Annotated in this window: 21 protein-coding genes; 11 read left to right on the plus strand and 10 right to left on the minus strand. The window is 70.7% G+C overall.

Annotated elements, in window-relative coordinates; genetic code table 11:
- The first annotated feature begins 15 nt into the window (after positions 1-15).
- Complete coding sequence (locus ABEA24_RS28055; protein WP_345434136.1) at positions 16-171, plus strand: hypothetical protein; 156 nt, start codon at positions 16-18, stop codon at positions 169-171.
- A 610-nt stretch (positions 172-781) separates the two neighbouring features.
- Here ABEA24_RS28055 and ABEA24_RS28060 read toward each other — a convergent pair.
- Positions 782-1,927: a S8 family peptidase gene (locus tag ABEA24_RS28060; protein ID WP_345434137.1), complete on the minus strand. Its 1,146-nt coding sequence runs from the start codon at positions 1,925-1,927 to the stop codon at positions 782-784.
- 186 nt (positions 1,928-2,113) lie between these two features.
- Between ABEA24_RS28060 and ABEA24_RS28065 the strand changes: the two genes are divergently transcribed.
- Positions 2,114-2,566: a sterol carrier family protein gene (locus tag ABEA24_RS28065; protein WP_345434139.1), complete on the plus strand. Its 453-nt coding sequence runs from the start codon at positions 2,114-2,116 to the stop codon at positions 2,564-2,566.
- 171 nt (positions 2,567-2,737) lie between these two features.
- Here ABEA24_RS28065 and ABEA24_RS28070 read toward each other — a convergent pair whose 3' ends face one another.
- Both ABEA24_RS28070 and ABEA24_RS28075 read right to left on the minus strand, forming a co-directional pair.
- Complete coding sequence (locus ABEA24_RS28070) at positions 2,738-3,301, minus strand: hypothetical protein (protein WP_345434140.1); 564 nt, start codon at positions 3,299-3,301, stop codon at positions 2,738-2,740.
- 221 nt (positions 3,302-3,522) lie between these two features.
- Complete coding sequence (locus ABEA24_RS28075; RefSeq protein ID WP_345434141.1) at positions 3,523-3,879, minus strand: DUF4190 domain-containing protein; 357 nt, start codon at positions 3,877-3,879, stop codon at positions 3,523-3,525.
- A 179-nt stretch (positions 3,880-4,058) separates the two neighbouring features.
- On the opposite strand from ABEA24_RS28075, the gene purF reads away from it, so the two are divergent.
- The 6 genes from purF to ABEA24_RS28105 all read left to right on the plus strand — a co-directional run bounded on the left by purF (position 4,059) and on the right by ABEA24_RS28105 (position 9,862).
- Entirely contained in the window at positions 4,059-5,495 is a 1,437-nt protein-coding gene (purF, locus tag ABEA24_RS28080) for an amidophosphoribosyltransferase (protein WP_345434142.1), read from the plus strand.
- Positions 5,492-6,535, plus strand: a complete 1,044-nt coding sequence (gene purM / locus ABEA24_RS28085; RefSeq protein WP_345434143.1) for a phosphoribosylformylglycinamidine cyclo-ligase — start codon at positions 5,492-5,494, stop codon at positions 6,533-6,535. The genes purF and purM overlap by 4 nt, the downstream gene beginning before the upstream one ends.
- Positions 6,536-6,613: 78 nt before the next feature.
- Positions 6,614-7,270: a SanA/YdcF family protein gene (locus ABEA24_RS28090; RefSeq protein WP_345434144.1), complete on the plus strand. Its 657-nt coding sequence runs from the start codon at positions 6,614-6,616 to the stop codon at positions 7,268-7,270.
- A 236-nt stretch (positions 7,271-7,506) separates the two neighbouring features.
- Positions 7,507-8,430, plus strand: coding sequence for an RNA polymerase sigma-70 factor (locus tag ABEA24_RS28095; protein WP_345434145.1), 924 nt, complete (start codon positions 7,507-7,509; stop codon positions 8,428-8,430).
- A gap of 158 nt (positions 8,431-8,588) precedes the next feature.
- Positions 8,589-9,167 (plus strand): NADPH-dependent FMN reductase, encoded by a 579-nt coding sequence (locus ABEA24_RS28100; protein ID WP_345434146.1) that lies wholly within the window; start codon positions 8,589-8,591, stop codon positions 9,165-9,167.
- The gene (locus ABEA24_RS28105) at positions 9,167-9,862 is read left to right on the plus strand and encodes an NAD(P)-dependent oxidoreductase (protein WP_345434147.1); all 696 of its coding nucleotides are present in this window, start codon (positions 9,167-9,169) and stop codon (positions 9,860-9,862) included. The genes ABEA24_RS28100 and ABEA24_RS28105 overlap by 1 nt, the downstream gene beginning before the upstream one ends.
- 106 nt (positions 9,863-9,968) lie before the next feature.
- Here ABEA24_RS28105 and ABEA24_RS28110 read toward each other — a convergent pair whose 3' ends face one another.
- From ABEA24_RS28110 to ABEA24_RS28135, 6 genes are all read right to left on the minus strand, one after another.
- On the minus strand, positions 9,969-11,447 hold the full coding sequence (locus ABEA24_RS28110; RefSeq protein WP_345434148.1) for a SulP family inorganic anion transporter: 1,479 nt from the start codon (positions 11,445-11,447) through the stop codon (positions 9,969-9,971).
- A 27-nt stretch (positions 11,448-11,474) separates the two neighbouring features.
- Positions 11,475-12,080, minus strand: coding sequence for a carbonic anhydrase (locus ABEA24_RS28115; protein WP_345434149.1), 606 nt, complete (start codon positions 12,078-12,080; stop codon positions 11,475-11,477).
- Between the two features lie 188 nt (positions 12,081-12,268).
- Positions 12,269-12,637, minus strand: coding sequence for a hypothetical protein (locus ABEA24_RS28120; RefSeq protein ID WP_345434150.1), 369 nt, complete (start codon positions 12,635-12,637; stop codon positions 12,269-12,271).
- A gap of 378 nt (positions 12,638-13,015) precedes the next feature.
- Positions 13,016-17,209 carry a carboxypeptidase regulatory-like domain-containing protein gene (locus ABEA24_RS28125; protein ID WP_345434151.1) on the minus strand — a complete coding sequence of 1,398 codons (4,194 nt, stop codon included), beginning with the start codon at positions 17,207-17,209 and terminating at the stop codon, positions 13,016-13,018.
- Positions 17,210-17,843: 634 nt separating this feature from the next.
- Positions 17,844-18,071, minus strand: coding sequence for a DUF3073 domain-containing protein (locus ABEA24_RS28130; RefSeq protein ID WP_345434152.1), 228 nt, complete (start codon positions 18,069-18,071; stop codon positions 17,844-17,846).
- Between the two features lie 236 nt (positions 18,072-18,307).
- Positions 18,308-19,375 carry a Glu/Leu/Phe/Val dehydrogenase dimerization domain-containing protein gene (locus tag ABEA24_RS28135; protein WP_345434153.1) on the minus strand — a complete coding sequence of 356 codons (1,068 nt, stop codon included), beginning with the start codon at positions 19,373-19,375 and terminating at the stop codon, positions 18,308-18,310.
- 333 nt (positions 19,376-19,708) lie between these two features.
- On the opposite strand from ABEA24_RS28135, the gene ABEA24_RS28140 reads away from it, so the two are divergent.
- Together ABEA24_RS28140 and bldC are read left to right on the plus strand one after the other, a co-directional pair.
- The gene (locus ABEA24_RS28140) at positions 19,709-20,575 is read left to right on the plus strand and encodes a DUF8083 family protein (RefSeq protein WP_345434154.1); all 867 of its coding nucleotides are present in this window, start codon (positions 19,709-19,711) and stop codon (positions 20,573-20,575) included.
- A gap of 240 nt (positions 20,576-20,815) precedes the next feature.
- Positions 20,816-21,019, plus strand: coding sequence for a developmental transcriptional regulator BldC (gene bldC, locus ABEA24_RS28145; protein ID WP_141956617.1), 204 nt, complete (start codon positions 20,816-20,818; stop codon positions 21,017-21,019).
- Between the two features lie 253 nt (positions 21,020-21,272).
- On the opposite strand, the gene ABEA24_RS28150 is transcribed toward bldC, so the two are convergent.
- Entirely contained in the window at positions 21,273-21,974 is a 702-nt protein-coding gene (locus tag ABEA24_RS28150) for a TetR/AcrR family transcriptional regulator (RefSeq protein WP_345434155.1), read from the minus strand.
- Between the two features lie 226 nt (positions 21,975-22,200).
- On the opposite strand from ABEA24_RS28150, the gene ABEA24_RS28155 reads away from it, so the two are divergent.
- Complete coding sequence (locus tag ABEA24_RS28155; RefSeq protein WP_345434156.1) at positions 22,201-23,238, plus strand: LacI family DNA-binding transcriptional regulator; 1,038 nt, start codon at positions 22,201-22,203, stop codon at positions 23,236-23,238.
- The last annotated feature ends 94 nt before the right edge of the window (positions 23,239-23,332 follow it).

Genomic DNA, 23,332 nt, shown 5'->3' on the forward strand with positions numbered 1-23,332 from the left:
CCTGCAGGTCCTCGGGTGAACGGCGGGAGGCTCGACTCCGACCCGACGACCCCGACGGGCCGCACGGCGCTGCCCACCGACCCGAAGGCCCTGCTCGCGCTCGTCTACCGGCAGTCCGGACATACGCCGTTCGGCCGCGACGCCGCGGCGTTCTCCACGATCAGGTCCTGATGCGCGGCAGTGTCCTGCCGCCGAAGCTGCGCGCGGCGCTTTACGGCGCGCTCGCCGCGATCCCGGGCATGCACTTCGCCAAGGACGTGGCGGACGCGGCCGGCCGCCATGGTGTGGTCCGTACCGGATCGACGAGGGCTACCTGCGCACTGATGTCATCATCGACCCGAAGACCTACGCCTACCTCGGCCACCGTGCCGTCGCTGTCCAGCACCACACCTCGACCGGCACCGACGGCACCGCCCGGTACATCAAGGGACAGATCATCGGCAGGTTGGCCCAGCTGACGACCGCTATCGTCGGCCAGCCCCGGCACCCACCGCTGAGCCCACTCCTTGATCGTTGGCGTTCCCCGCCTCTTCAGCGATTGCTGCCGTAAGAGGCAGCAATCGCTGGTGAAGCTGGATGGTGCTTTTTACGCGTCGACGCGTTGCACCAGTTCGCACAGCTCAGGACTGGCGGGCGTCTGCATGGTGATCAGGTCGGAGACGAGTTGGCAGATGAGGGGATGCGCCACCGGCTAGAGCGGATAGACGGCTCCGGGCGGAAACTCAGACGCGAGAAGGCCGCCGACCCCGGTGGGGCGGCGGCCTTCTCGTGGATCAGCGGATCAGAGGGAGCTCTTCTTGTAGAGCAGGCGGTTTTTGGTGTTCGGCTTGTTGTTCTTGATGGCGTTCAGGGTCGCCGCCAAGTGGATCCGCTCCTGGACCTTGCCGAACGACTCCTGGCCGTACGTCGACTTGTAGATCGCCGCGACACCGGTCACGAACGGCGTGGCCATCGACGTGCCGCTGAGGATCTCCGTGCCGCCCGGGTAGGTCGACTTGATGTTGCTACCGGGAGCGTAGATGTCCACGCACTTGCCGTAGTTGGTCCACGAGGTGCGCTTGTCGGTCGACGTGCTGGCCGCGACGGCCTCGACGCTCGCCGCGCTGGCCGGCGAGGTCTTGCAGGCGTCCACCGGGTTGCCGTTCTCGTCGCCGTTGCCCGCGGCGACGGCGACGAACACGCCGGCCTTCGACAGCTTGGTGACCGCGTTGTTCAGCGCGGTCGACTTGCCGCCGCCCAGGGACAGGTTGGCGACCGACCTGGCGCCGTGGTGCTTGATCACCCAGTCGATGCCCGCGATGACATCGGAGTACTCGCCGGTGCCGTCGCAGCCCAGGACCTGAACGGCGTGCAGGCGGACGCCCTTGGCGACGCCGTACGTCTTCGACCCGATGATGCCGGCCACGTGGGTGCCGTGGCCGTTGCAGTCGGCCTTGCCGTACACGGTGTTCGCCCGGCCCTGGAACTCGCTGAGGGAGGTGTCGATGCCGGTGTCGATCACGTAGGCGTCGACGCCCGAACCGGTGTGGTTGTACTTGTAGGTGTGCGAGAGCGGGAGCTTGTGCTGGTCGATCCGGTCCGGACCCCAGTTGACGTTCGGCTGGGTGGTGTTGATCTTGATGACCTGGTCCGGCTCGATGGCGGCGACGTTCGGGTCGCTCTGCACCTTCTTGAGCTCCGACGGCGTCAGCTTGGCGGCGAAGCCGTCACCGAAGTCGTGGAGGCGGCGCAGACCGGTGAGCTTCGACAGGCGGGCGCCGGTGTGCTTCAGCGTCACGATGTACTGCCCGGGCACGGCCTGGGCCGAGGCGGACGCGACCGCGACATGGGTGGTGGGCGCGGTGATGGCGGCGTAGGCGGGGACGGCCGCTGCCGTGATCGCGACGGCGGAGGACGCGATGACGAGTCTTCTGGCTCGGACCCTCACGTGGGGGCTCTCCTTCGAGTGGGGGGCGCGGGCCGGGAGGGGGTCACCGGCTGCGAAGTAACTAAACAACCACAAGACAGTACAGGTGTGGCAAGTGGTCTTTAGTGGCATATGGGGGACTAGGGCAATTTAGCGCGTCCAGCGGGACAGCGGGCGACGTTTTCAGCCGGTAGCGTCGGTCCTGCCATGGCCCGACCCACACCTGAGCGGCTGCGCGCCGCCCTCGACGACCAACTCGCCGCGCTCGGCGAGGATCCTTACGCCGGCCCGGCGACCCGCCTCGCCGACGTCCTCATCGACGCGGTACTGGCCGCGTACGCCGCCGGCGCCGAACCCGAGCGCGCGGCCGTACGCCTGGCCGTGAAACTGCTGCTGGACCGGCTCGCCGGGGAGGCGCCGGGGCGCTCGGTGGAGGTGCGCGTGCCCCCGTACGCCGCGGCGCAGTGCGTCGAGGGACCGCGCCACACCCGCGGCACCCCGCCGAACGTCATCGAGACCGATCCCAAGACGTGGATCCTGCTCGCGACCGGCCGGCTCGCCTGGACGGACGCCGCCGACCGGATCGCGGCGAGCGGCGCCCGTGCCGACCTGTCCGCCCATCTCCCGGTAAAGCCGTACAGCGTGGCGATCGGCGAATAGACGGAAGGCCCTCCCGCCGGACCGGGCCTGGCCGTCCTACCGCTGCGCCGCGGTTTCGGCCGGCTGCGGCTGCCGGAACACGCGGTCGGCTTCCAGCGGCGCGCCGGTGACATCGACGTGGCCGCGCCGGCGAACCGTGCCGGCCGGCCGGCACGCCCACGTCGGCCGCGGTCAGTTCAGGTCGAGCAGTTCGAGACGCTCGGCGATCGAGCGGAAAAGGGGGTCGTCCTCCTCCGGGACGGCGGAACCGCAGCCCAGGCAGAAGCCGACCCCGTCCACGACGACGAAGTACTCGCGGACGGCCCACGTCCGGCCGGCGTCGTGCCGGGCGCAGTCCAGCCGCGCGCCGGCCTGCCCGGCGACGGTCACGTCGCTGATCTCGAAGTCGACGAAGCCGACCCCGGCGAGTGAGTGCTGCGCGCCCTCGGCGATCTCGGAGGCGGACCGCCCGGGCCGTACGGGCTGGCGGAAGACGATCAGACTGTGCCGCCGGTCGTCGGGGTCGACGAACCGGGCGGTCTCCCACGGGCTGTTCTTCAGGTTCGGCTCCCGTTCCTCCCAACCCCGCGGGACGTGAACGGCGTAGCTGAAGTCGGACTTTTCAATGCGCTGCCACTGCACTGAGCGCTCCCTCGCGTCCACACGTCGAAGGTGCCTGAGGGCAGCGGTGTAGGACTCGCCCGTACGGCGGGCGCGCTCGCGGACGCGTCGCTTGAAATTCTTGTTCGCTGTCATCAGGCCCTCGACACCACGCGACCCGACCCCCGGCGTACGAGCCCGTGGCGGGCGGATGACCAGCGACCCGAGGAAGGGATCCCCTTTGCCTCCACCGAGCGGCCCGGCCGGGGAGGGCCGAAGGAGGTTGGGCGGTGGATCAACGCCCGCCGTCATGTTCTCCCCACCCGCAGGGCATGTCAAGACGGCGGCCGACGGCGCCGCGGTGCTTCGTCGGGCGCTCAGGGGCGGGGCGTGGCCTGGAAGAAGGGGACGCGTTTCTGCAGGCACTCGTCGCGGGCCTGCTTCGTGGGGTAGCGGGCCTGGTTCGAGCAGGGCGCGATCCGGCCGTAGAACCAGACGGCGAAGGCGATCGCGAGCGCCAGCGTCACCGCCGACAGGATCAGGCCCGCGATGGCCATGCCGCGGCCGTTCCGCTTGACCACCGCGATGACGCCGACGACGACGCCGGCCAGGGCGGGCAGCGTGCCGAGGCCGCAGAGCCACAGCGTGAGGAGCCCCGCGATGCCGAGGACGAGTGCGGCGATGCCGAGCCCCCTGCGGTGTTGCGTCACCTCGCGCACCGGTTGATACACCATGTCACCCCCCGGTCACCCATCGTGATGTATCGGTGCCGGGTGAGGCGGCGCGGCACGCCGACCATCCTCAGGGAACCGCGTCCGTCGCCCGTCCGTCGTACCCGCTCCGGACCCCGGCCGGGAGGGCGTCGCCCACCCGCGGCGGAGGGAGCTCGGCGAATGCCGCCTACACTGGCCATGTGTCGCGTGGAGACGGACGGCTGAGCCACAACCTCGACCCCCGGGATCAAAGCCCCCAGGACGCCTGCGGGGTCTTCGGCGTCTGGGCACCCGACGAGGAGGTGAGCAAGCTCGCCTACTTCGGGCTGTACGCCCTGCAGCACCGCGGCCAGGAGTCGGCCGGTATCGCGGTCAGCGACGGCGCGCGGATCGTCGTCTTCAAGGACATGGGCCTGGTGTCCCAGGTCTTCGAAGAGCCCGTGCTCAACACCCTGCGCGGGCACATCGCGGTCGGCCACTGCCGTTACTCCACGACCGGGTCGAGCGTCTGGGAGAACGCCCAGCCGACGTTCCGCTCGACCGAGTCCGGCAGCCTGGCGCTGGGCCACAACGGCAACCTCATCAACACGCCGGAGCTGGCGGCGCGGATCCCGGCCGGCGAGCTGACCGCCACCACCGACACCGAGGTGCTCACCGCCCTGCTGGCCGATGGCGAGGGCGGCGTCGAGGAGACCGCGCTGGAGGTGCTGCCGCTCGCCCGCGGCGCCTACTCCCTCGTTTTCATGAACGAACGCACCCTGTACGCCGCGCGCGACCCGCAGGGGATCCGCCCGCTGGTGCTCGGCCGCCTCGAGCACGGCTGGGTGGTCGCCAGCGAGACCGCCGCCCTCGACATCGTCGGCGCCACGTTCGTCCGCGAGGTCGAGCCGGGCGAGCTGATCGCCATCGACGAGGCGGGCGTGCGCTCCACCCGGTTCGCGGTCGCCGAGCCCAAGGGCTGCCTGTTCGAGTACGTCTACGTCGCCCGGCCCGACACCTCGATCGCCGGGCGCAGCATCCAGGCCACCCGGGTCGATGTCGGCCGCCGGCTCGCCCGTGAGCACCCGGTCGAGGCCGACCTGGTCATCCCGACGCCCGAGTCCGGCACGCCGGCGGCGATCGGGTACGCCGAGGAGTCCGGCATCCCGTACGGCCAGGGCTTCGTGAAGAACTCCTACGTCGGCCGGACGTTCATCCAGCCGTCGCAGACCATCCGCCAGCTCGGCATCCGGCTGAAGCTCAACCCGCTGCGCGAGGCGATCGAGGGCAAGCGCCTGATCGTCGTCGACGACTCGATCGTGCGCGGCAACACCCAGCGGGCGATCGTGAAGATGCTCCGCGAGGCGGGGGCCAAGGAGGTGCACGTCCGCATCTCCAGCCCGCCGGTGGCCTGGCCGTGCTTCTACGGCATCGACTTCGCGACCCGCGCCGAGCTGATCGCCGGCAACCTCTCGGTCGAGGAGATCCGCCAGTCCCTCGGTGCCGACACGCTCGGCTACATCTCGCTCGACGAGCTGATCGCCGCGACCCAGCAGGACAAGAGCCGCCTGTGCCGGGCCTGCTTCGACGGCGTCTACCCGATCGACGTCGCCGAGGACGCCCGCGGCAAGCACCTGCTCGAAGAGGCCCGCCGGTGACCGACGACTCCACCGGCACGTCCTACGCCGCGGCCGGGGTGGACATCGCCGCGGGCGAGCGCGCCGTCGAGCTGATGAAGTCCAGCGTCGCCAAGTCCCGCCGGCCCGAGGTCGTCGACGACGCCAGCGGCTTCGCGGGCCTGTTCGACGTCTCGGCGCTCACGCGGTTCGAGCGGCCGCTGCTCGCCACCTCCACGGACGGCGTCGGCACCAAGGTCGACCTGGCGCGGCGCCTCGGGGTGTACGACACGATCGGGCACGACCTGGTCGGCATGGTCATCGACGACCTGGTCGTCTGCGGGGCCGAGCCGCTGTTCATGACCGACTACATCGCCTGCGGGCGGGTCGTCCCCGAGCGGATCGCCGCGATCGTCGGCGGCATCGCCGAGGCCTGCTCCCTGGCGGGCTGCGCCCTGGTCGGCGGCGAGACCGCCGAGCATCCGGGGCTGCTGGAGCCCGACGAGTTCGACGTGGCCGGGGCGGGCACGGGCGTGGTCGAGGCGTCGAAGGTGCTCGGCCCGCACCTGGTGCGGCCCGGTGACGTGGTGCTGGGCCTGGCCTCCTCCGGGATCCACTCCAACGGCTACTCCCTGGTCCGGCACATCCTGCGGGAGAGCGGGCTGTCGCTGGACGCGACACCGGCCGAGCTGCCCCGGTCGCTCGGCGAGGAGCTGCTCACGCCGACCCGGATCTACGCCAAGGACTGCCTGGCGCTGATCGCCGCGTCCGAGGTGCACGCGTTCGCGCACATCACCGGCGGTGGGCTCGCGGCGAACCTCGCGCGATCGCTGCCGCCCGGCTGCGACGCCGTCCTCCAGCGCTCCTCCTGGGAGCTCCCGCCGATCTTCGGCCTGCTGGAGGCGTACGGCCGGGTGCCCCGCGCGGAGATGGACAAGACCTTCAACATGGGCGTCGGCATGGCCGCCGTCGTCGCCGCGTCCGACGCCGACACCGCGCTGCGGACGGCCGCCGAGCGCGGCCTCCCCGCCTGGGTGCTCGGCGAGATCGTCGAGGGCACGGGCCAGGCCCGCCTGGTCTGATCCGGCAGATCCCCAGCGTACGCGAACCCACGTACGGACCCGAGCGTCTGCACGGGTATGGGGCGGTTCTGGACTACCGTGTGGCGCTGCCGTGCGCCGCTGACCGTACTGGGCGCGCTCGGCGGGTACGCGCTGTACCTTCCCGCCGGCTGGATGTACGCGGAGTCGGGCCGCTACTGGACCGATCCGGCGCGGGCCCCGAAGGTGACCGTGGGAATGGTCCTCGGCGCGGGGGTCCTCGCTGGCAAGCCGACACCGATGCTGCTGGAGCGCCTGAAACTGGGCGCGGAGCTGTACCGGAGGGGCAAGGTCCGGGTCCTGCTCGTCACCGGGGACAACAGCCGCAAGTCCTACGACGAGCCGTCGGTCATGCGCGACGTCCTGACCGCCGAGGGCGTACCGCCGGCGCGGATCGTCCTCGACTACGCGGGGTTCAGCACGTGGGACTCCTGCGTCCGCGCCAAGCGGATCTTCGGCGTCGACCAGGCCATCGTCATCACCCAGAACTTCCACCTGCCACGCGCCCTCACCCTGTGCCGCGCGGCGGGCGTCCAGGCATGGGGCGTCGGTGACGACAGCACGCGGTACGCGACGGGCGTCACCGTGTCCCTGTACATGCGGGAGGTCCCGGCCGCGCTCAAGGCGACCTACGAAGCGGCCCTGCATCCGCGGCCGTACTTCCTGGGCCCGCGCGAAGCGGGGATCCGCCGCGCACTCGAGGCGCCCGGCAACTGAGCCCTCGCACCGCTCAGGGCGGGCGGCACGCTGGGCGACAACGCCCTGGCACCGTCGTGTGTGACGCTCCGACGATCTTCTCCCCGGTTTCTTCCGTTCCCATGTCACAGGCGGCGGGGCTGTCTTGTCTCGGGTAGCGAAGAAGGCGCTCACGTCGGGAAGGTGATGGTCATGCGGGTGTTCGGCCGGCAGCTGCGCTGTCCGTCGTGGCGGCAGGGCTTCGAGGAGGAGGCGGCATGAGCAGGACCGAGGAGTTCCAGGAGCTGCGGCCGCTGCTGTTCTCGATCGCCTACCGGATCCTCGGCAGCGTGACCGAGGCCGAGGACGCGGTCCAGGAGACCTGGCTGCGCTACGAGGCATCCCCGACGCCCCCCACCTCGGCCAAGGCGTTCCTGTCCGCCGTGGTCACCCGCATCTCGATCAACGTGCTGCGCTCGGCACGCGTCCGGCGCGAAGAGTACGTCGGGCCGTGGTTCCCCGAGCCGCTGCTCACCGACCCCTACCAGGACCCCGAGCGCTCGGCCGAGCTGGCCGACTCACTGTCGATCGCGGCCCTGCTGCTGCTCGAACGACTCACCCCGCTCGAACGCGCGGTGTTCGTGCTGCGGGAGGTCTTCGGGTTCGGCTTCCCGGAGATCGCCTCGGCGGTGGGCCGGTCGGAGGCGGCGTGCCGCCAGCTGGTGGTGCGGGCGCGCCGCCACATGGACGACGGCCGCACCCGGTTCGAGGCCGACCGCAGGGAACGTGCGGAACTCGCCGGACGGTTCTTCGACGACTTCGCGGAAGGGGACGTCGACGGACTGCGGGAACTGCTCGCCGCCGACGTGCGGCTGGTCGCGGACAGCGGCGGCAAGGCCCCGCAGTGGGCCGGAGGCTTCTTCGGCGCGGACCATGTGTCCCGGGTGCTCGCCGCCCTTGTCCCGCCGTTCGTCCGGATCGGCGGCGTCGTGGAACCGCACCAGGTGAACGGCCAGCCGGGCGCGATCTTCCGCGACCGGGACGGCAAGGTCATCAACACCTGGACGCTCGACATCCTCGACGGGCAGATCCAGACGATCCACACGGTGAGCAACCCCGACAAGCTCGCGCATGTGGGCCCCGTGGCGGACGCCTGGGCGGTCCTGCGCGAAACACAGCAGGCTCGCCGCGACTCCGACTGACCGGAAGAGCCGACTGCGCTCCGCCCCTGTGGTCCCGGGCGCAGCGGGCGGGCAAGGGGAACCCGCCGAGAGCAATGACCAACTCGCCGCCACGGCGCCGGCAGGCGTGCCGACCGTGGCACGCCATGCACACGAGAACCAGAACGAGAGGTTCGGACATGATCAGGATCGGCATCATCATCGGCAGCACCCGCCCCGGCCGCAACGGCGACCGGGTGGCCCAATGGGTACGGGACCTGGCAGCCGAGCACGCGGGCGACGCCGCCGACTTCGAGCTCGTGGACCTGGCGGACTACGCGCTGCCGCTGCTCGACGAAGCCATCCCGGCGGCCAAAGCGCCGGGCCGGCAGCCGCACACCCGGCGATGGGCCGAGCGGATCGGCGCGTACGACGCCTACATCGTCGTCACCCCCGAGTACAACACCGCCCCACCCGCCTCCCTGACCAACGCGATCGACTACCTCCACCAGGAGTGGGGCGGCAAGCCGGTCGCCTACGTCGGTTACGGCATCTACGGCGCGGTCATGGCGGTGCAGAAGCTGCGCGCACAGGCGGGCGTGCTGCGGATGGCCGACATCGGGCCGCAGGTGGCGCTGACGCTGCGCGAGGACTTCGTGAATCTCGTCGACTTCCGGCCACGGGAGCTGCACACGGCGCAGGTACACGGGCTGGTCGACGAGCTGCTGGCGTGGGCGCAGGCACTCGGTCCGCTCCGCACAGCCTCCCGGACCGCCTGATGCGTATCACGGTCTTCGGAGCCAACGGTCCCACCGGCCGCCTGCTCACCGGCCAGGCACTCGCCGCCGGACATCGGGTCGCCGCGGTCACCCGGCAGCCGGACTCGTTTCCGCTACACCATGATCGGCTCGAGGTGGTCGGTGCCGACGTGCTCGATCCGGTGGCCGTCGACGCCGCCGTGGCGGAGCGGGATGCGGTGCTGTCGACGCTCGGGGTGCCCGCCGGCAAGGAACCGATCAGCACCTACTCGCGCGGAGTGGCCAATATCGTCGCCGCGATGCAACGGCATCAGGTGCGTCGGCTCGCCGTGGTCAGCTCGAGCGGGGTCGACCCGCACCCGTACTCCGATGGCGGGTTCCTGTTCAACCGGGTACTCCTGCCCTACGTGACGCGGGTGCTGGGCAAGACGTTGTACGACGACATGCGGCGGATGGAAACGCTGGTCAGGGCCAGCGATCTGGACTGGACGATCGTGCGCCCGAGCGGGCTCTACCACCTGCCCGCGGCCACCGACTACACCCTTGTCGAGGGCCACGCCGACGGCAGGTTCACCGCCCGCGTGGACCTGGCCGCGAGCATGCTGGCCCTGCTGGACGACGACCGCCACCTCCGCGCCACCGTCAGCGTCATCACCACCGTCGACAACCCCACCTTGTTCCGGTGGATCCGGCGCGAAGCGCTCGCCAAGAGCTGAGCGGATTCGTCCGCGCCCCGCCGAGACGGGGCTCCCCAGCGTCCGCTCCGGAGACCGGTCAGGGGCGCGGCCGCGCCGCCGAGCCCCTGACCGAGTCGATGGGGGGTCAGCCGGTCAGGGCCGGCTCCTTCATGCGCACGGAGGACTTCTCGTCCCGGCCGTCGTGCTGCGCCGCCCAGGCCTGCAGTGCCGTACGGCAGGCGTGGTCGAGGTGGCGCAGGCCGGACAGGTCGAGTTCGACCGCCCGTCCGTGCGGGATCGTCTCCAGCGTGTCGAGCACCTTCGGCAGGCGGAGGAACGTTGCGTTCCCGCTGAGCCGGATGACGATCGGGTCCGCCTCCTCGTCCACGTCGATGTGGATCTCGGAGACGTCCCAGGCGGTCTTCACGACGGCCAGCAGCAGCCCGATGAGGACGCCCTCGAACAGGTTGGTGACGACGATCGCCAGCGCGGTCCCGGTCAGGACGACCGCCTCACCGCGCTCGGTCCGCCAGAGCCGGCCGACCTCCCGCAGCGACAGCAGCTTCCAGCCCGCGTGCACGAGGATGGCGGCCAGGGCGGTCACCGGGATGTACCCGAGCGCCACCGGGAAGGCGGCGGTGAAGGCCAGCAGCCAGACCCCGTGCAGGATCCGTGACGCCTTCGTACGGGCGCCGGCCTGCACGTTCGCGGCGCTCCGCACGATCACGGCGGTCATCGGCAGCGCGCCGAGGAGGCCGCAGATGGTGTTCCCGGCACCCTGCGCGATGAGCTCCCGGTCATAGTTGGTCCGGGGGCCGTTGTGCATGCGGTCGACGGCCGCCGCGCTGAACAGGCTCTCCGCCGAGGCGATCAGCGCGAAGGCCACCACGGTGCCGATCGCGCCGACCGACGCCAGCCCGCCGAGCTCGGACAGGCCCGGCGGCTGGATCGAGCCGAGGAGGCCCTTGACCTCGATGCGCTTGACCGGCAGGTCGAACGCGATCGTGACCAGCGTCGCCAGCGCGACCGCCACGAGCGCGCCCGGGACGACCCGCAGGCGCTTCGGCACGTGCTTCCAGCCGGCGAGGACGACGATCGTGCCGACCCCGATCCCGCCGGCGGCGAGGGCGGCCGGTTCGTTCGCCGAGTCCGTGAGCAGGTTGGGCAGCCCCGCGACATTGGCCATCGCGGCGCCGGGGGACTTGCCGTCGAACAGGTTGAACATCTGCCCGGTGACCAGGACGAGGCCGATGCCGGCGAGCATGCCGTGCACGACCGAGATGGAGATCGCGCGGAACCAGCGGCCGAGCCGCAGCACCCCCATCCCGAGCTGGATCAGGCCGGCGGCGATGACGATCGCCCCGAGGGTCCGCAGGCCGTACTCCTGCACGGCCTCGTACACGAGCACGGTGAGGCCGGCGGCGGGGCCGCTGACCTGGAGGCTGCTGCCGGGCAGAGTGCCGGCGACCAGGCCGCCGACGATGCCGGTGATCAGGCCGAGCTCGGCCGGGACACCGGACGCGACGGCGACGCCGATGCACAGCGGCAGTGCGACGAGGAAGACGACGATCGACGAGAGAAAGTCCTGTCGCAGGTCACCAGGTCGGGAGAAGGGCAGTCCCATGGGCACCTCGTTTCAGGGTCGGGGGGATCAGAGCGGCGGGAACGTGCCGGTCTGCGGGCGGTGGGCGCTGACCACGCCGGTGTCGATGGCGTAGAACCAGGCGTGCAGTGCGAGCCGCCCCTCGTCCACCCGGGCGGTGACGCTCGGGTGGGAGCGGAGCCGGTCCAGCTGGGTCAGGACGTGCCGCTGCACGGCGGACGTGATGGCCGCGCCGTCGGCGTCGGTCATCGCGTCCCGGACCGGGTCGTGCGGCTCGGTGTCGGCGAGCCAGCGCTGGACGGAGGGGATGGCGGTCAGGTCGCCGGCGCTCAGGAGCGCGCCCACGGCCCCGCAGTGGGAGTGCCCGCAGACGATGATGTTGGCCACCTGGAGGACCTCGACGGCGTACTCGATGGTGGCGGCCTCGGCGGTCACCCGCTCGGCGTCGTGGACGGGAACGATGTTCCCGGCGGTGCGGAGTTCGAAGAGCTCGCCGGGGCCGGCGCCGGTGATCAGCGTCGGCACCACGCGCGAGTCGGAGCAGGTGATGAACAGCGCCTCGGGGTGTTGGCCCTCGGCGAGGCGACCGAGGTCCGTACGCCGGTCGGCGGCTCGCTTCGGGAACAGGCGAGCATTGTCGATCAGCGACTGCATGGCACAGCCTTTCGGTGGGTCGTCGGAACCGACGGGGGAAACCGACGGGGACTGACGAGGATCACGCGGCACGCGAGGCACGGCGCTGGGCCTTCGCGGGCAGGCGTCGACCAGGCGGCGCGAGCGATTCACGCCGTCTGCGAATGAAAGGGAAAATTCGGGCGAAGGGCGACGGCCCTAGGCGCCGATCAGCAGCGGAACACCTGCAGTGACTCGGGTGAGCAGCCGCTCGACCCATGCGTGAGATGGCCGTCGGCGATCGAGCCGGACGGTCCGGCTCCGAGGCGGTCGGCGCCGGCGTGCCCGGTCACCGCCGCGGGACGGGTGTTGTCCTGAGAGGGCGGCAGCCCCGGCATCCGGCGGCGGCCGAGCGCGAGGTGCTCGCTCACCGAAACGGGGCTGTCGAGGTCCTCGCCCGCGCGGTTGTCGCGCTCGACGGCCGACGTGGCCGTGGCCTTCGCGGACGGTGGGTGCTCATGGAGGAGGTCGGGGCCGCCGAGGAACGCGAGGGCGATCAGCAGCAGTGCTGCGATCCAGCCTCCGCGCACCCTGAGCACAGCGTCCCCCGACTCGAGTTCTGACCGAATTCGACGAAGGTCAGACTAACCCGGAACGCTGCGTGATGGGGAGGCCGCATTTCGTGGTGAATCCGGCGCTGGCCAGCGGATTTTAGGGAGGTTTCCGGATGAACCGTGATAATGCCCACTGCTCGGGAGGGGTGATTTAACCGGGAAGTTACACGCAGTCAGTGACTCGTAACCGCCTGGACAGGGCCCGTCCCGACCCCGAATGCACGGCCTGGCCCGGACCTCGAATGCACGGCCCGGCCTGGACCCCGAAGGCGCGGGATCGGCCCGGACCCCGAAGGTGAGGGTCCGGGCCGGTCGCACTCCGCGTGCGGGCCGCGGGAGGATCCCCGCGGCCCGCACGACTCGTCAACTACAGGTGTGGTCCGGCTTGAGCGCGAAGTCGGCCGTAGTCGACGCGAGCTTCACGATCCTTATGGGCCTCGTCTGCGGCGCCCAGCCGTCCTTGGCCGCGATCAGTGTGAGCGGGTTGTTGCGGACGTCGAGCCACAGCACGTACTGACCGTTCTTGTCGGTCTTGAGCGTGTAGCTCGCCGTCCAGCTGTCGATCTGCACGGTCGCCCCGGCCAGCGGCGCCGCCGCGCCGGTGCACCCGGCGCCCGTCACCGTCCCGGTGATCTTGCCCCAGGTCGACGGCGGGTTCACCGCGAGCGTGACCGGCACGGGCGCCACGCCGTACGGCGTCTTGGCGTCCACCGTCAGCTGCGCGGTGAACGTCCCCGGCTGGGTGATCGCCGCGACACTCGCGTCGAACTTCACCGTGACCTTGGCGCTCTTGCCCGGCTGGATCGTCACCTCGGTCGTGTCCTCCGACAGCCACGGGACGTCGGCTCCGGCCGCGGTGCACTGGTCGTAGCCCGGCAGGGTCTCGCTGTTCTTCACGGCGTTGAACCCGCCGCTGGAACCTCCGATCTTGTACAGGCCGCAGGCGGCGCCGCCGCGGTAGAGGGTGTTGTTCGAGTTGGGCAGGGCCGTCCACGAGTCGGAGTCCGGGCGGTAGGCGAAGCCCTGGTTGGTGAGGGTGCTGGTGCCGTTGGTCACGCCGCCGGACACCAGGAGCTGCCCGCCGGCCGCCGCGTAGCCCATCGCCCACAGGTCGATCGGCAGGTCGGCGATGGACGACCAGGTCCCGCTCGACGGGTCGAGGACGTACCCGTGCTTGCTGCTGACGCTGGACGACGAGCCGCCCGCGCAGTACAGCTTGCCGCCGAGCCCGCCGCAGGCGAGCCAGGCGGTCTTCTCCGGGTAGGCCGCCGCCGAGCTCCAGGAGTTCGCCGCCGGGTCGTAGACCTGCACGTTGTCCGCGCCGCAGCTGTCCAGGCAGCCGCCCACGACGTAGACCTTGCCGCCGACGACACCGACGCCCGCACCGGCGTACGGCTTGGGGTTGTCGGCGCCGGCCGACCAGGCGCCGGTCGCCGGGTCGTAGATCTCGGTCTTGGCGACCGCCGCGCCGGTGGAGCCCCAGCCGCCGAAGACGTACAGCTTGCCGCCGACCGTCGCCGCCTCCGGGGCCTCCCGCGCGGTGCCCAGACCGGCGATCGGCGACCACGCCTGCCCGGCCGGGTCGTAGACGTACGCCTTGTTGAGGACGGACGCGGAGTCGACGCCGGCGATCGAGTAGACCTTGCCGCCGACGTTCACGACGGCGTTGTCCATGATCGTCGACGGGTAGTCGGCGATGCTCGTCCACGGCGGCGCGTACGGCGACGCGGCCGCCTTGGCCGCGGCCTTCGTCCGTGCCTTCGCCGCCTTGTCGGGCCGGAAGCGGCCCTGCGCGTAGTCTCCCTTCACGTTCTGCAGGGGCGCGCCCTGCGCCGCCGGGTGGTAGTCACCCGGCTGCTCACCGATCTTGGCGGTCACCGGGGCCGAGCCGGTGTTCTTCAGAGTCAGGGTCGCGCTGCCCTGGCCCTGCCACGCGACCGTCTTCTTCAGCTCGGTCGGCGTGACCGCGAGCCGGGGTGCGGCCAGCGAGAAGTCACCCGCCGACGCCCAGCCGGCCGCCACGTTCACGGTGACGTCCTTGGCGGAGTAGCCGCTCGCCGACGCCGTGAACTTGTGGCCACCGGTGACCGAGGAGAACAGCCAGTAGAAGCCGTCGCCGAGGTTCGGGTCGTCCGGTGTCGCGGCCGAGGTCGCGTTCTCCGCCGGCCGGTCGGCCGACGTCACCTTGGCGCCGTTCACGCCGGCCCCGGTGTTCTGGTCGAGGACCTGACCGACGACGAGGCCGCCGGAGGCCGGGTCGCACGTGCGCTCGCCCAGGAAGACGTCGTCGAGCTGCCACCAGTAGCCGAACTTCCCGGTGAAGTGGAACCGCACCTGGGCCGTGCTCTTGCCGGCCGCCGCCGACAGGTCGACGGTCTCCGTACGGGGCCCGCGCGCGCTCGTCGTGTGGTGCGAGACCGTCGTCCACGTCTGCCCGCCGTCGACGCTCAGGTCCACGTCGCCGACCTGGCCGGAGTAGCCGTAGTAGTCGCTGCGGAACGACACGATCGGATGCGCGTCGCCGCTGAAGTCGGTGACCGGGCTGATCAGCGAGGTGTCCTGACTGTTGCCCGACCCGTACTTGTCGCTGTCGACGATCGCGAACCCACCGGTGCCGCCGGTCTTGTTGCCGCGACCGCCCGGGTCGTTGAACACCCAGGTCTGGCCCTTGCCGACCTTGTCGTCGACCGTCCACCCCGTCGGGGCGGCCGTCCCGTCGAAGCCCTGGGTCGTGCCCGCGTAGTGGTAGCCGTACCCGGGCGCGCTGCACGTCGTCTGGTCCACCACCGTGGTGACGTCGTGCGTCGCGTCGGCGGACCCGACCTTCACGTCCTGGCTGTCCGCCGTGTATCCCGGATACAGCGGGTCGACCTGGAGCGTGTAGGTGTCGTCGGCGGGCAGGCTGAGCGCGTACCGGCCCGTCTTCGGGTCGGTGTAGGCGACCGCGGTCGGTTCGTCCTTGACGCGCACGGTCGCGTAGACGGGCCAGCCGTGGCCCGACCCGTCCCGTACGAGACCGGTCACGTTGACGCGCGTCTTCGCGGCCAGCGCGAGGTTCTCGGTCACCGTCTGGCCGTCGTCGACCTGGACGCCGCTCACGGTCTTCGAGGAGTACCCGAACTTGCTCGCGGTCACGTCGTACGTCCCGGGCGGCACGCTCAGCGTGTAATTGCCCTGGCCGTCCGTCGTGGTCGTGGCGTCGCCCGCCTTGACCTTGGCGGAGGCCAGCGGGGTCGTCCCGTCGGTCACCGTGCCGGTGACGATGCCGTGCGGCCCGGACCGGAACGCCCCGACGCCCTTCGGCGTGCCGAGCCCGGTCGGCCCGTCGTACCCGCTGCCCGCCGTGCACAGGTAGGCGGGGCTGCAGCTGCCGTTGGAACCGCTGGTGACGTCGTTGAGGTCGCCCGGGTGCGCGTACGGGAGGGCGTTCGGCGAGGAGCCGGCCGCCGGTGCGCCGGCCAGTGCGTAGACCGAGGCGATGATCGGCGCGGACACGCTCGTGCCGCCGTAGACGTGCCAGCCGCCGTTGTACACCGCGACGCCGGTGTTCGGGTCGGCCACCGCCGACACGTCGGCGATCGACCGCTTGGAGCAGCCGGTGTCCTGCTGGAACGACGGCTTGGCCTCGTAGGTGGAGCAGCCGCTGCCCGCCCCGTTCCACGTCGTCTCGGTCCAGCCGCGCGAGGAGGTGTCCTTGACGAGGGACGTGCCGCCGACGGAGGTCACGTACGGCGACGCCGCCGGATAGCTCGTGCCGTACCCGTCGTCGCCGCTGCTGGCCGTGACGACCACACCGGGGTGCTTGAAGTAGGCGTCGTCGGCCTGGCCCTCGTCGGAGCCCTCACCGCCGCCGTAGCTGTTGGAGACGAACTTGGCGCCCTGCGCGACCGCCTGGTTCACCGCCGTGCCGAGGTTCTCCATGGAGTTGTCGTCGGCCTCGACCAGCAGGACCTTGCAGCTCGGGCAGATGGCGCTGACCATGTCGATGTCGAGCGCGATCTCCCCGGACCATCCGGCGTCCGGCGCGGGGTAGCTCGTGCCGCCGCGCTGGTCGATCTTCTTGAAGCAGCCGTTGGCCGTCGTGCAGGCCGGCAGCCCGTACTGCTGCCGGTAGACGGCAAGGTCGGCCTCGGCGTTCGGGTTGTCGAACGCGTCGACGATCGCGACGGTCTGGCCCGCGCCGGTCGCGGGCAGGTCGTACGCGCTGATCAGATCCGTGGGCGCCAGTCCGGCCGGCGTACTCTTCGGCTGCACGCCCTTCGGCCCGACCACGTCGTCGCGGACGAACGACAGGCACGCCATCTCACCCGCCCGCGAGGGCTTGGCGCACGCCCGGCTGGTCGGATGCAGTCCAGGCGACGTGGGGCTCGTCGCCTTCGTGTTGGGTACGGGGCGCTTGGCCGGGATGCCGGAGGCGGATGCCGCCGGGACCGTGACGGCCGTCAGAACGGCCACCATGAGCGCCACGATCAGGGCGCTCACGCGTCCGCCCGTGGGCAGCGCCACGGGCGGATGGGGCAGGCGGCGAGACCGCCGCCGGCTGGGGGGTTGGGGCATGTACGTCTCTCCTGGCGGGGAGTGCTGGACCCGGATCGCGGGTCTCGGACACGCTAATCGTCACCCAAGAGCCGCCAAAGATCACGTCCGCATTTGGCCGGAAGTCAAGGTCATTGTCAGCTTGAAAACTACTGAAAAAACGCTCAAAACGGAGGGAAGTTACCAAGCGTGAGTTTTCCGGCCTTTCGGCACATTCTTGTGGACCGTGCCAGTGACGACTCCTACAAACGGCGACCGGCAATCTTGGCCGCGTACCGGATCGGTCACAGTGGGCATCCAACGCCTCAGAACGGCGGGCCCAGGGGAACGACGCGAAGGTCGTGGTCGCGAGGACGCGCTCGCGTATCTGGGCGTCGGTACCGAAGGGTGGCCGGTCGCGGCGTACACGACGATGCCCGCCCAGGCGAACACGCCCGCGACGCGGATCCGTCGCGGGTTGCGCGTACGCGAGGAAGGGCCCGCGCTTACGCCACTACACCCGAGTCGGCGCGGATGTACGAAAAGCGCCCCCGCCGCGGTGGCGGGGACGCTTTTCGGTCGTACTTCCCGGCATACCCCTCAGGCCTCGGCCGGCCGGGCGACCGGGTGGCCCAAATAAGACAGCACGTTGAGACGGCAAAAGCTGAGACGGCACTCAGCTCTTACCCGTGCCGTCCTTCTCGTCGTAGTCCTCGGCGTAGTCCGCATAGCGTGCTGCGAGGTCTTCGTACGACGAGTCGTCGTCGTAGGGGTCATGGTCATCCTGCGAGTTCTGGTTGACGCCCAGCTCGCCCCGCAGGCGATCCAGGTCTGTCCCGCCGCTGTTGTATTTCAGCCGGCGAGCAACCTTGACCTGCTTGGCCTTGGCTCGGCCGCGCCCCATTGGCTCGACCCCCTCGATGGTCGGGGACCCGTCGTATCGGCCCCACTTACGCTCGCTTACGCATCCGCAACCGGGCGCGACGTTACCCCACGCACCGGCTACGGATACAACCGTACCCGTTTTGCGCCCAGCTCGGTACGTCGTCTACACGGCGACGGCTGGTCTAGAGCTTAGCCGACCATTCCGGAAGACGCTCCGGCGGCCTCCAGGAGAGGGAGATCCCCAGCGTGCGGCGATCAACGGGGGAGCAGGATGGTCCGCAGACGGCCGATTTCGGACATCCGTCGCTCGGCGAGCCGATCCGCCGCAACCGCGGGCGGCACGCCCTCGTCGGCGGCGATCGCGAAGATCCGCCGGGTCGTCTCGAAGATCCCGCTCGCCTTCTGCTTCGCCCGGTCGAAGTCGAAGCCCTCGATCTCGTCGGCGACCTGGATCACACCGCCGGAGTTCACGACGTAGTCGGGCGCGTACAGGACGCCCCGGTCGTCGAGCTGCTTCTCGATGCCCGGGTGGGCGAGCTGGTTGTTGGCCCCGCCGCACACGATCTTGGCGCGCAGTGTGGCGACCGTCTCGTCGTCGAGGGCCGCGCCGAGCGCGCACGGGGAGTAGACGTCGATGTCGGAGCTCGTGAGGCCCTCGTGGCCGTCGACCACGTCGACCTCCGGGTGCCGCGCCCGGACGCGGGCCACGGCGGCCGCGCTCACGTCGGTGATCACCACGTCCGCGCCGTCCTCCCGCAGGTGCTCGACGAGCCGGTGGCCGACCTTGCCGACACCCTCGACGCCGACGCGCCGGCCGCGCAGCGTGGGCGAGCCCCACACGCGCTCGGCCGCCGCCCGCATGCCCTGGAAGACCCCGTACGCGGTGAGGATCGAGGAGTCCCCGGCGCCGCCGTGCGCGACCGTACGGCCCGTCACGTAGTCGCACTCGCGTGCGATGACGTCCATGTCCTCGGAGAAGGTGCCCACGTCACAGGCCGTGAAGTAGCGGCCGTTCAGCGACTGCACGAACCGCCCGTACGCCCGGAGCAGCGCTTCGGACTTGTCTGCGGAGGGATCGCCGATGATGACCGCTTTGCCGCCTCCGAGGTCCAGGTCGGCCAGGGCGTTCTTGTAGGCCATGCCCTTGGACAGGTTCAGGACGTCGGCCAGGGCCTCGTCCTCGGAGCCGTACGGGTAGAAGCGGGTGCCGCCGAGCGCGGGACCCAGGGCCGTCGAGTAGATGGCGATGATCGCCTTGAGGCCGCTGGTCTCGTCGTGACAGAAGACGACCTGTTCGTGGGGTGTGCCGAAGACCTTCGTCACTGTGGTGGCTCCTCTCTGAGCACACGCTGCCCGTGGCCGGGGTGAGGCACGAGCGGAATACCCGGCGCCGACGGCGAACACCGTGGATCGCACGGCCGCGACCGGCACCGGGGCATGAGTCCGACAGGTTCAGGGTAGGCGTACCGGGGTCGGAGTGCGGTCAACGGCACGACGGAACGCCTAGGAGCCCGCGCGGAATGGGCGCCGGATCAGGGAGCGGCGAGCCCGGCAGTCCATTCCGCGCGGGCTCCTAAGAACGCCTGAGAGGTCTCAGGAGCATCTCGGCGGCCCTGGCGACGAGCGTTCTGCGCCGTGTCGTGTCACGATGCGATCGTGTTGCCTTACGCCGCCTACCTCCGGGTGTACGAACCACTGGCCGCCTATCCCGAGCCGGAGCGCGCCCGGTGGTCGGCGTACGCCGAGTCGGAGGATCGACCGCGGCGGGTCGGGGCGCTGGGCGTCGAGCATACTCGCGCGCTGTGGCGGATGATCGCGGTTCCGCCCATCGTCGCGCCGACGCGCGAGAGCGGCGACGCGTACGTCCGGCGTGTCGAGGGCGTGACATATGTCTGTCCGTGGGAGACGCGCCTGCGGTCGTGGCTGGCGTTCGACCGATTCCGGGCGGAGATGCCCGAGCGGCTGACGGACGCGTTCGTGCCGCCCCGTGTGGCCGAGCAGGCGGAGGCGGCGTTCGAGAGCTGGAAGCGCGAGTCGGGGTCGCTGACCCCGCACATCCTGTCGAGCACCTGGCAGGTCCCCCTGGTCTGGTTCCTGCCGTTCGTGGCCAAGGAGCGGTGGCTCGTGCTCGGCGGGCAGGCGGAGGCCGGCTCCGGCGGCCCGACGACCGCCACGCCGACCCGCACGCTGATCTACGTCACGCCGATGGCCCAGGCGCGCCGGCGTGTCGCGCGCGCCCGGAGCGTCCTGCGGCGCCAGGTGGGCGAGGGGTTCGACCTCGGCGACGTCGAGTCGGTGGGCCGCTGGCTCGAGGAGTTTCATCCCCACTCTCTGGTGGAACTCGATTACGGCGGGTTGGTGCACCTGCTCGACGACGCTGCGTTGCGGGCCGACGAGTCGGTGGCGGAGATCGCTGCGGCCCTGATGGGGCTGGAGACCGGGCAGACCGAGCTCGCGGTCGCGATGCACAAGCGCGTGACCGCCCGGTGGCGGGTTGTACGAGCTCTTGAATCCGCCAACTGAGCAAAATTAGCCGAATCACCGCGCGATGCGACTATACGTGTCGCTAGAATCACGCAGCGTGACTCGACCACCAAAAATCACAGAGTTGCTATCAGGGACTTGCCTGTTGCGCTCAGTGGTGGCATGGTTACGTCTTGTGATGTCAAAGTGGTCCATCCAGACCATAAGAGACATCAGTGGCACGCGCGAGGTTCAAACGCTGGATCGCTGTCATCGGTCCACGGAGGAGAGGCCGCACAAATGTCAGCTCGTACGCCAGAGGCCGAGCCCCTGCTGACGCCGGCAGAGGTGGCGACGATGTTCCGCGTCGACCCCAAGACCGTCACCCGTTGGGCGAAGGCCGGGAAGTTGACGTCAATCCGGACGCTGGGAGGACATCGGCGCTACCGCGAGGCCGAGGTCCGCGCTCTGCTGGGGGGGATCCCGCAGCAGCGGTCGGAGTAGTCGGAAGGGACCCCGATCAGTCGTCGGCGAGCCGCACGGACCCGTCGGCGACGATTCGACTGGGGGGCGCACGGTCGGCAGGGCGCCGGGCGTGTCGCTATGAGCCGCGACGTGGCGGGTCACCGCCGCTCGCGGAGATCGGGGAGCTTCCGTGAGGTTCGACCGGTCCCGTTCCTTCGGGACCGTGCCGGGGGGTTGCACGGACTCCAGGTGATGGATGCCCCGCCCGAGACCGGGCGGGGCGTCCGTACTGTCAGCCGGTCCGGGATTCCCGGGACAGGCGGTCGAACAGCGCCGCCACGTCGGGGTCGTGCCGGGCGGCGACGTCCAGTAGCACGACGTGATGGTCGACGAGCAGGCGTTCGAGCTCCTCGCGGGGGATGTCGCGGTGTTCGAGCCAGTCGAGGCCGGCGGTCTCCACGGAGGCCATCCACGAGCGCAGTGTGATGCGCAGGACGGGGCCGGGCTCCTCCACGCCGATGGCGGCGATGATCCGGCTCATCACGAGGCTGCGGATGCCCTCGATGACCTCACCGATCTCACCGGTCCGGTACGCCGGGCCGCCGCGCAACAGCGCGACGAACGCCGCCGCGTAGTGCTCGACGAAGTCGAAGTAGCGGTGCAGCGACACCGCCAGCCGCTCCAGGCCCCGGCCCTCCGCCGGCGGGTCGAGCAGCTCGTTCAGCTGCCGGGCGGCGGTGTGCAGCGCGGCGAGGTAGAGCTCCTGCTTGCCGCCGAAGTAGTGGTAGACGAGCGCGCGGGAGGCTCCGGCGGCGTCCGCGACGTCGTCGATCGAGATCTCCTCGGGCGGCCGGTCGCTGAACAGCTCGAGGGCGGCGGAGATCAGCTCCTCGCGTCGCTCGTCGACGCTGAGACGCCGCCTTCCCGGCCGGGCGCCGGAAGAACGCCGGGACGGCTCCGCCTGGCCTTCCGGAGTGGTTGCGCGATCAGCCACATTGGAAGCGTATCGGAGCGGGCTTTCCGCGCGGTGACTCCGTCAACGGCTGGTCAGCGCACGGGCGCGATGTAGTGACCCGGCCCGAATTCCCACTCGTGCATGCCCCTTACTCAGGGTCACGGGCGTCGGAGGCGATGTAAGGGCATCATGGCATCTCCTCCCTTGCGGCGGTCCGCCGGTATCTGTCCCTGATTCAGGCGGTCGCTGGGACAGGAGATCCCCCATGCCCGAGGACCCACGCCAGGAGGCGGCCGTGCCCAAGGTGCCGGCGGCGAAGCCGACGATCCGTAACGTGGCCGAGCGTGCCGGCGTGTCGAAATCGCTGGTCTCTCTCGTCATGCGCGGGTCGCCGCACGTCAGCGACGCCCGCCGGCAGGCCGTGCTGAAGGCGGCCCGGGAGCTCGGGTACCGCCCCAACGCGGTCGCCCGAAGCCTGGTCGAGGGACGCACTCGGCTGATCGGCGCGCTGGTGGCCGACCTGCACAACCCGTTCTTCGCCGAGTTCCTCGACGGGCTGCAGGAGAGCCTGCACGGCGCGGGCCTGCGCATGCTGGTCGGCAGCGGCCGCTGGGACCCGCAGTTCGAGGCGGAGGCCGTCGAGGCGTTCCTGGAGATGCGCGTGGACGGGCTCGTCCTCCTCAGCGTCGTGCCGGACACGCTGACCGAGACGGCGAAGAACGTCCCCGTCGTCGTCGTGGGCGAGCGCGACATCGAGGGGGTCGACATCGTCGTCGACGACGACGAGCTCGGCGCCCGGCTCGCGGTCGACCACCTCGTCGAGCTGGGCCACCGCCGGATCGCCCACATCGAGGGCGCCCCCTCGACCACCGCGCACTACCGCCGGGCCGGGTACGAATCGGCGATGCGCCGGCACGGCCTGGCCGACCGGATCGTCGTGGAGCCGGGCGACTTCACCGAAGAGGGCGGCTACCGCGCCGCGCGGAAACTGCTCGCCCGGGACGAGCCGCCGACGGCGATCTTCGCACCGAACGACCTCGTCGCCACCGGCGTGCTGTCCGCCGCGGACGAACGCGGGCTGCGCGTCCCCGCCGACATCTCCATCGTCGGATACGACAACACCCACCTGGCCGCCATCCGCCACATCGCCCTGACGAGCGTCGACCAGCCGCGCCGGGACATGGGCCGGGTCGCGGCCGAACGCCTCTGCGCCCGCATCGAGGACCCGTTCCGGCAGCCCCGGCAGACCCTCGTCACACCGCACCTGGTCATCCGCTCGACCACCGGCCCGGTCCCGCACTGAGGCCCCGGTCCCGGGGGACCCAGGCCCGCGCTGGGGGCTCGGACCGCGGATTCAGCCGTCGCGAGATCTACGTAGGGCATCGCTGATCTACCCA

It is taken from the genome of Actinoallomurus vinaceus, assembly GCF_039542055.1.
Classification (GTDB): Bacteria; Actinomycetota; Actinomycetes; order Streptosporangiales; family Streptosporangiaceae; genus Actinoallomurus; species Actinoallomurus vinaceus.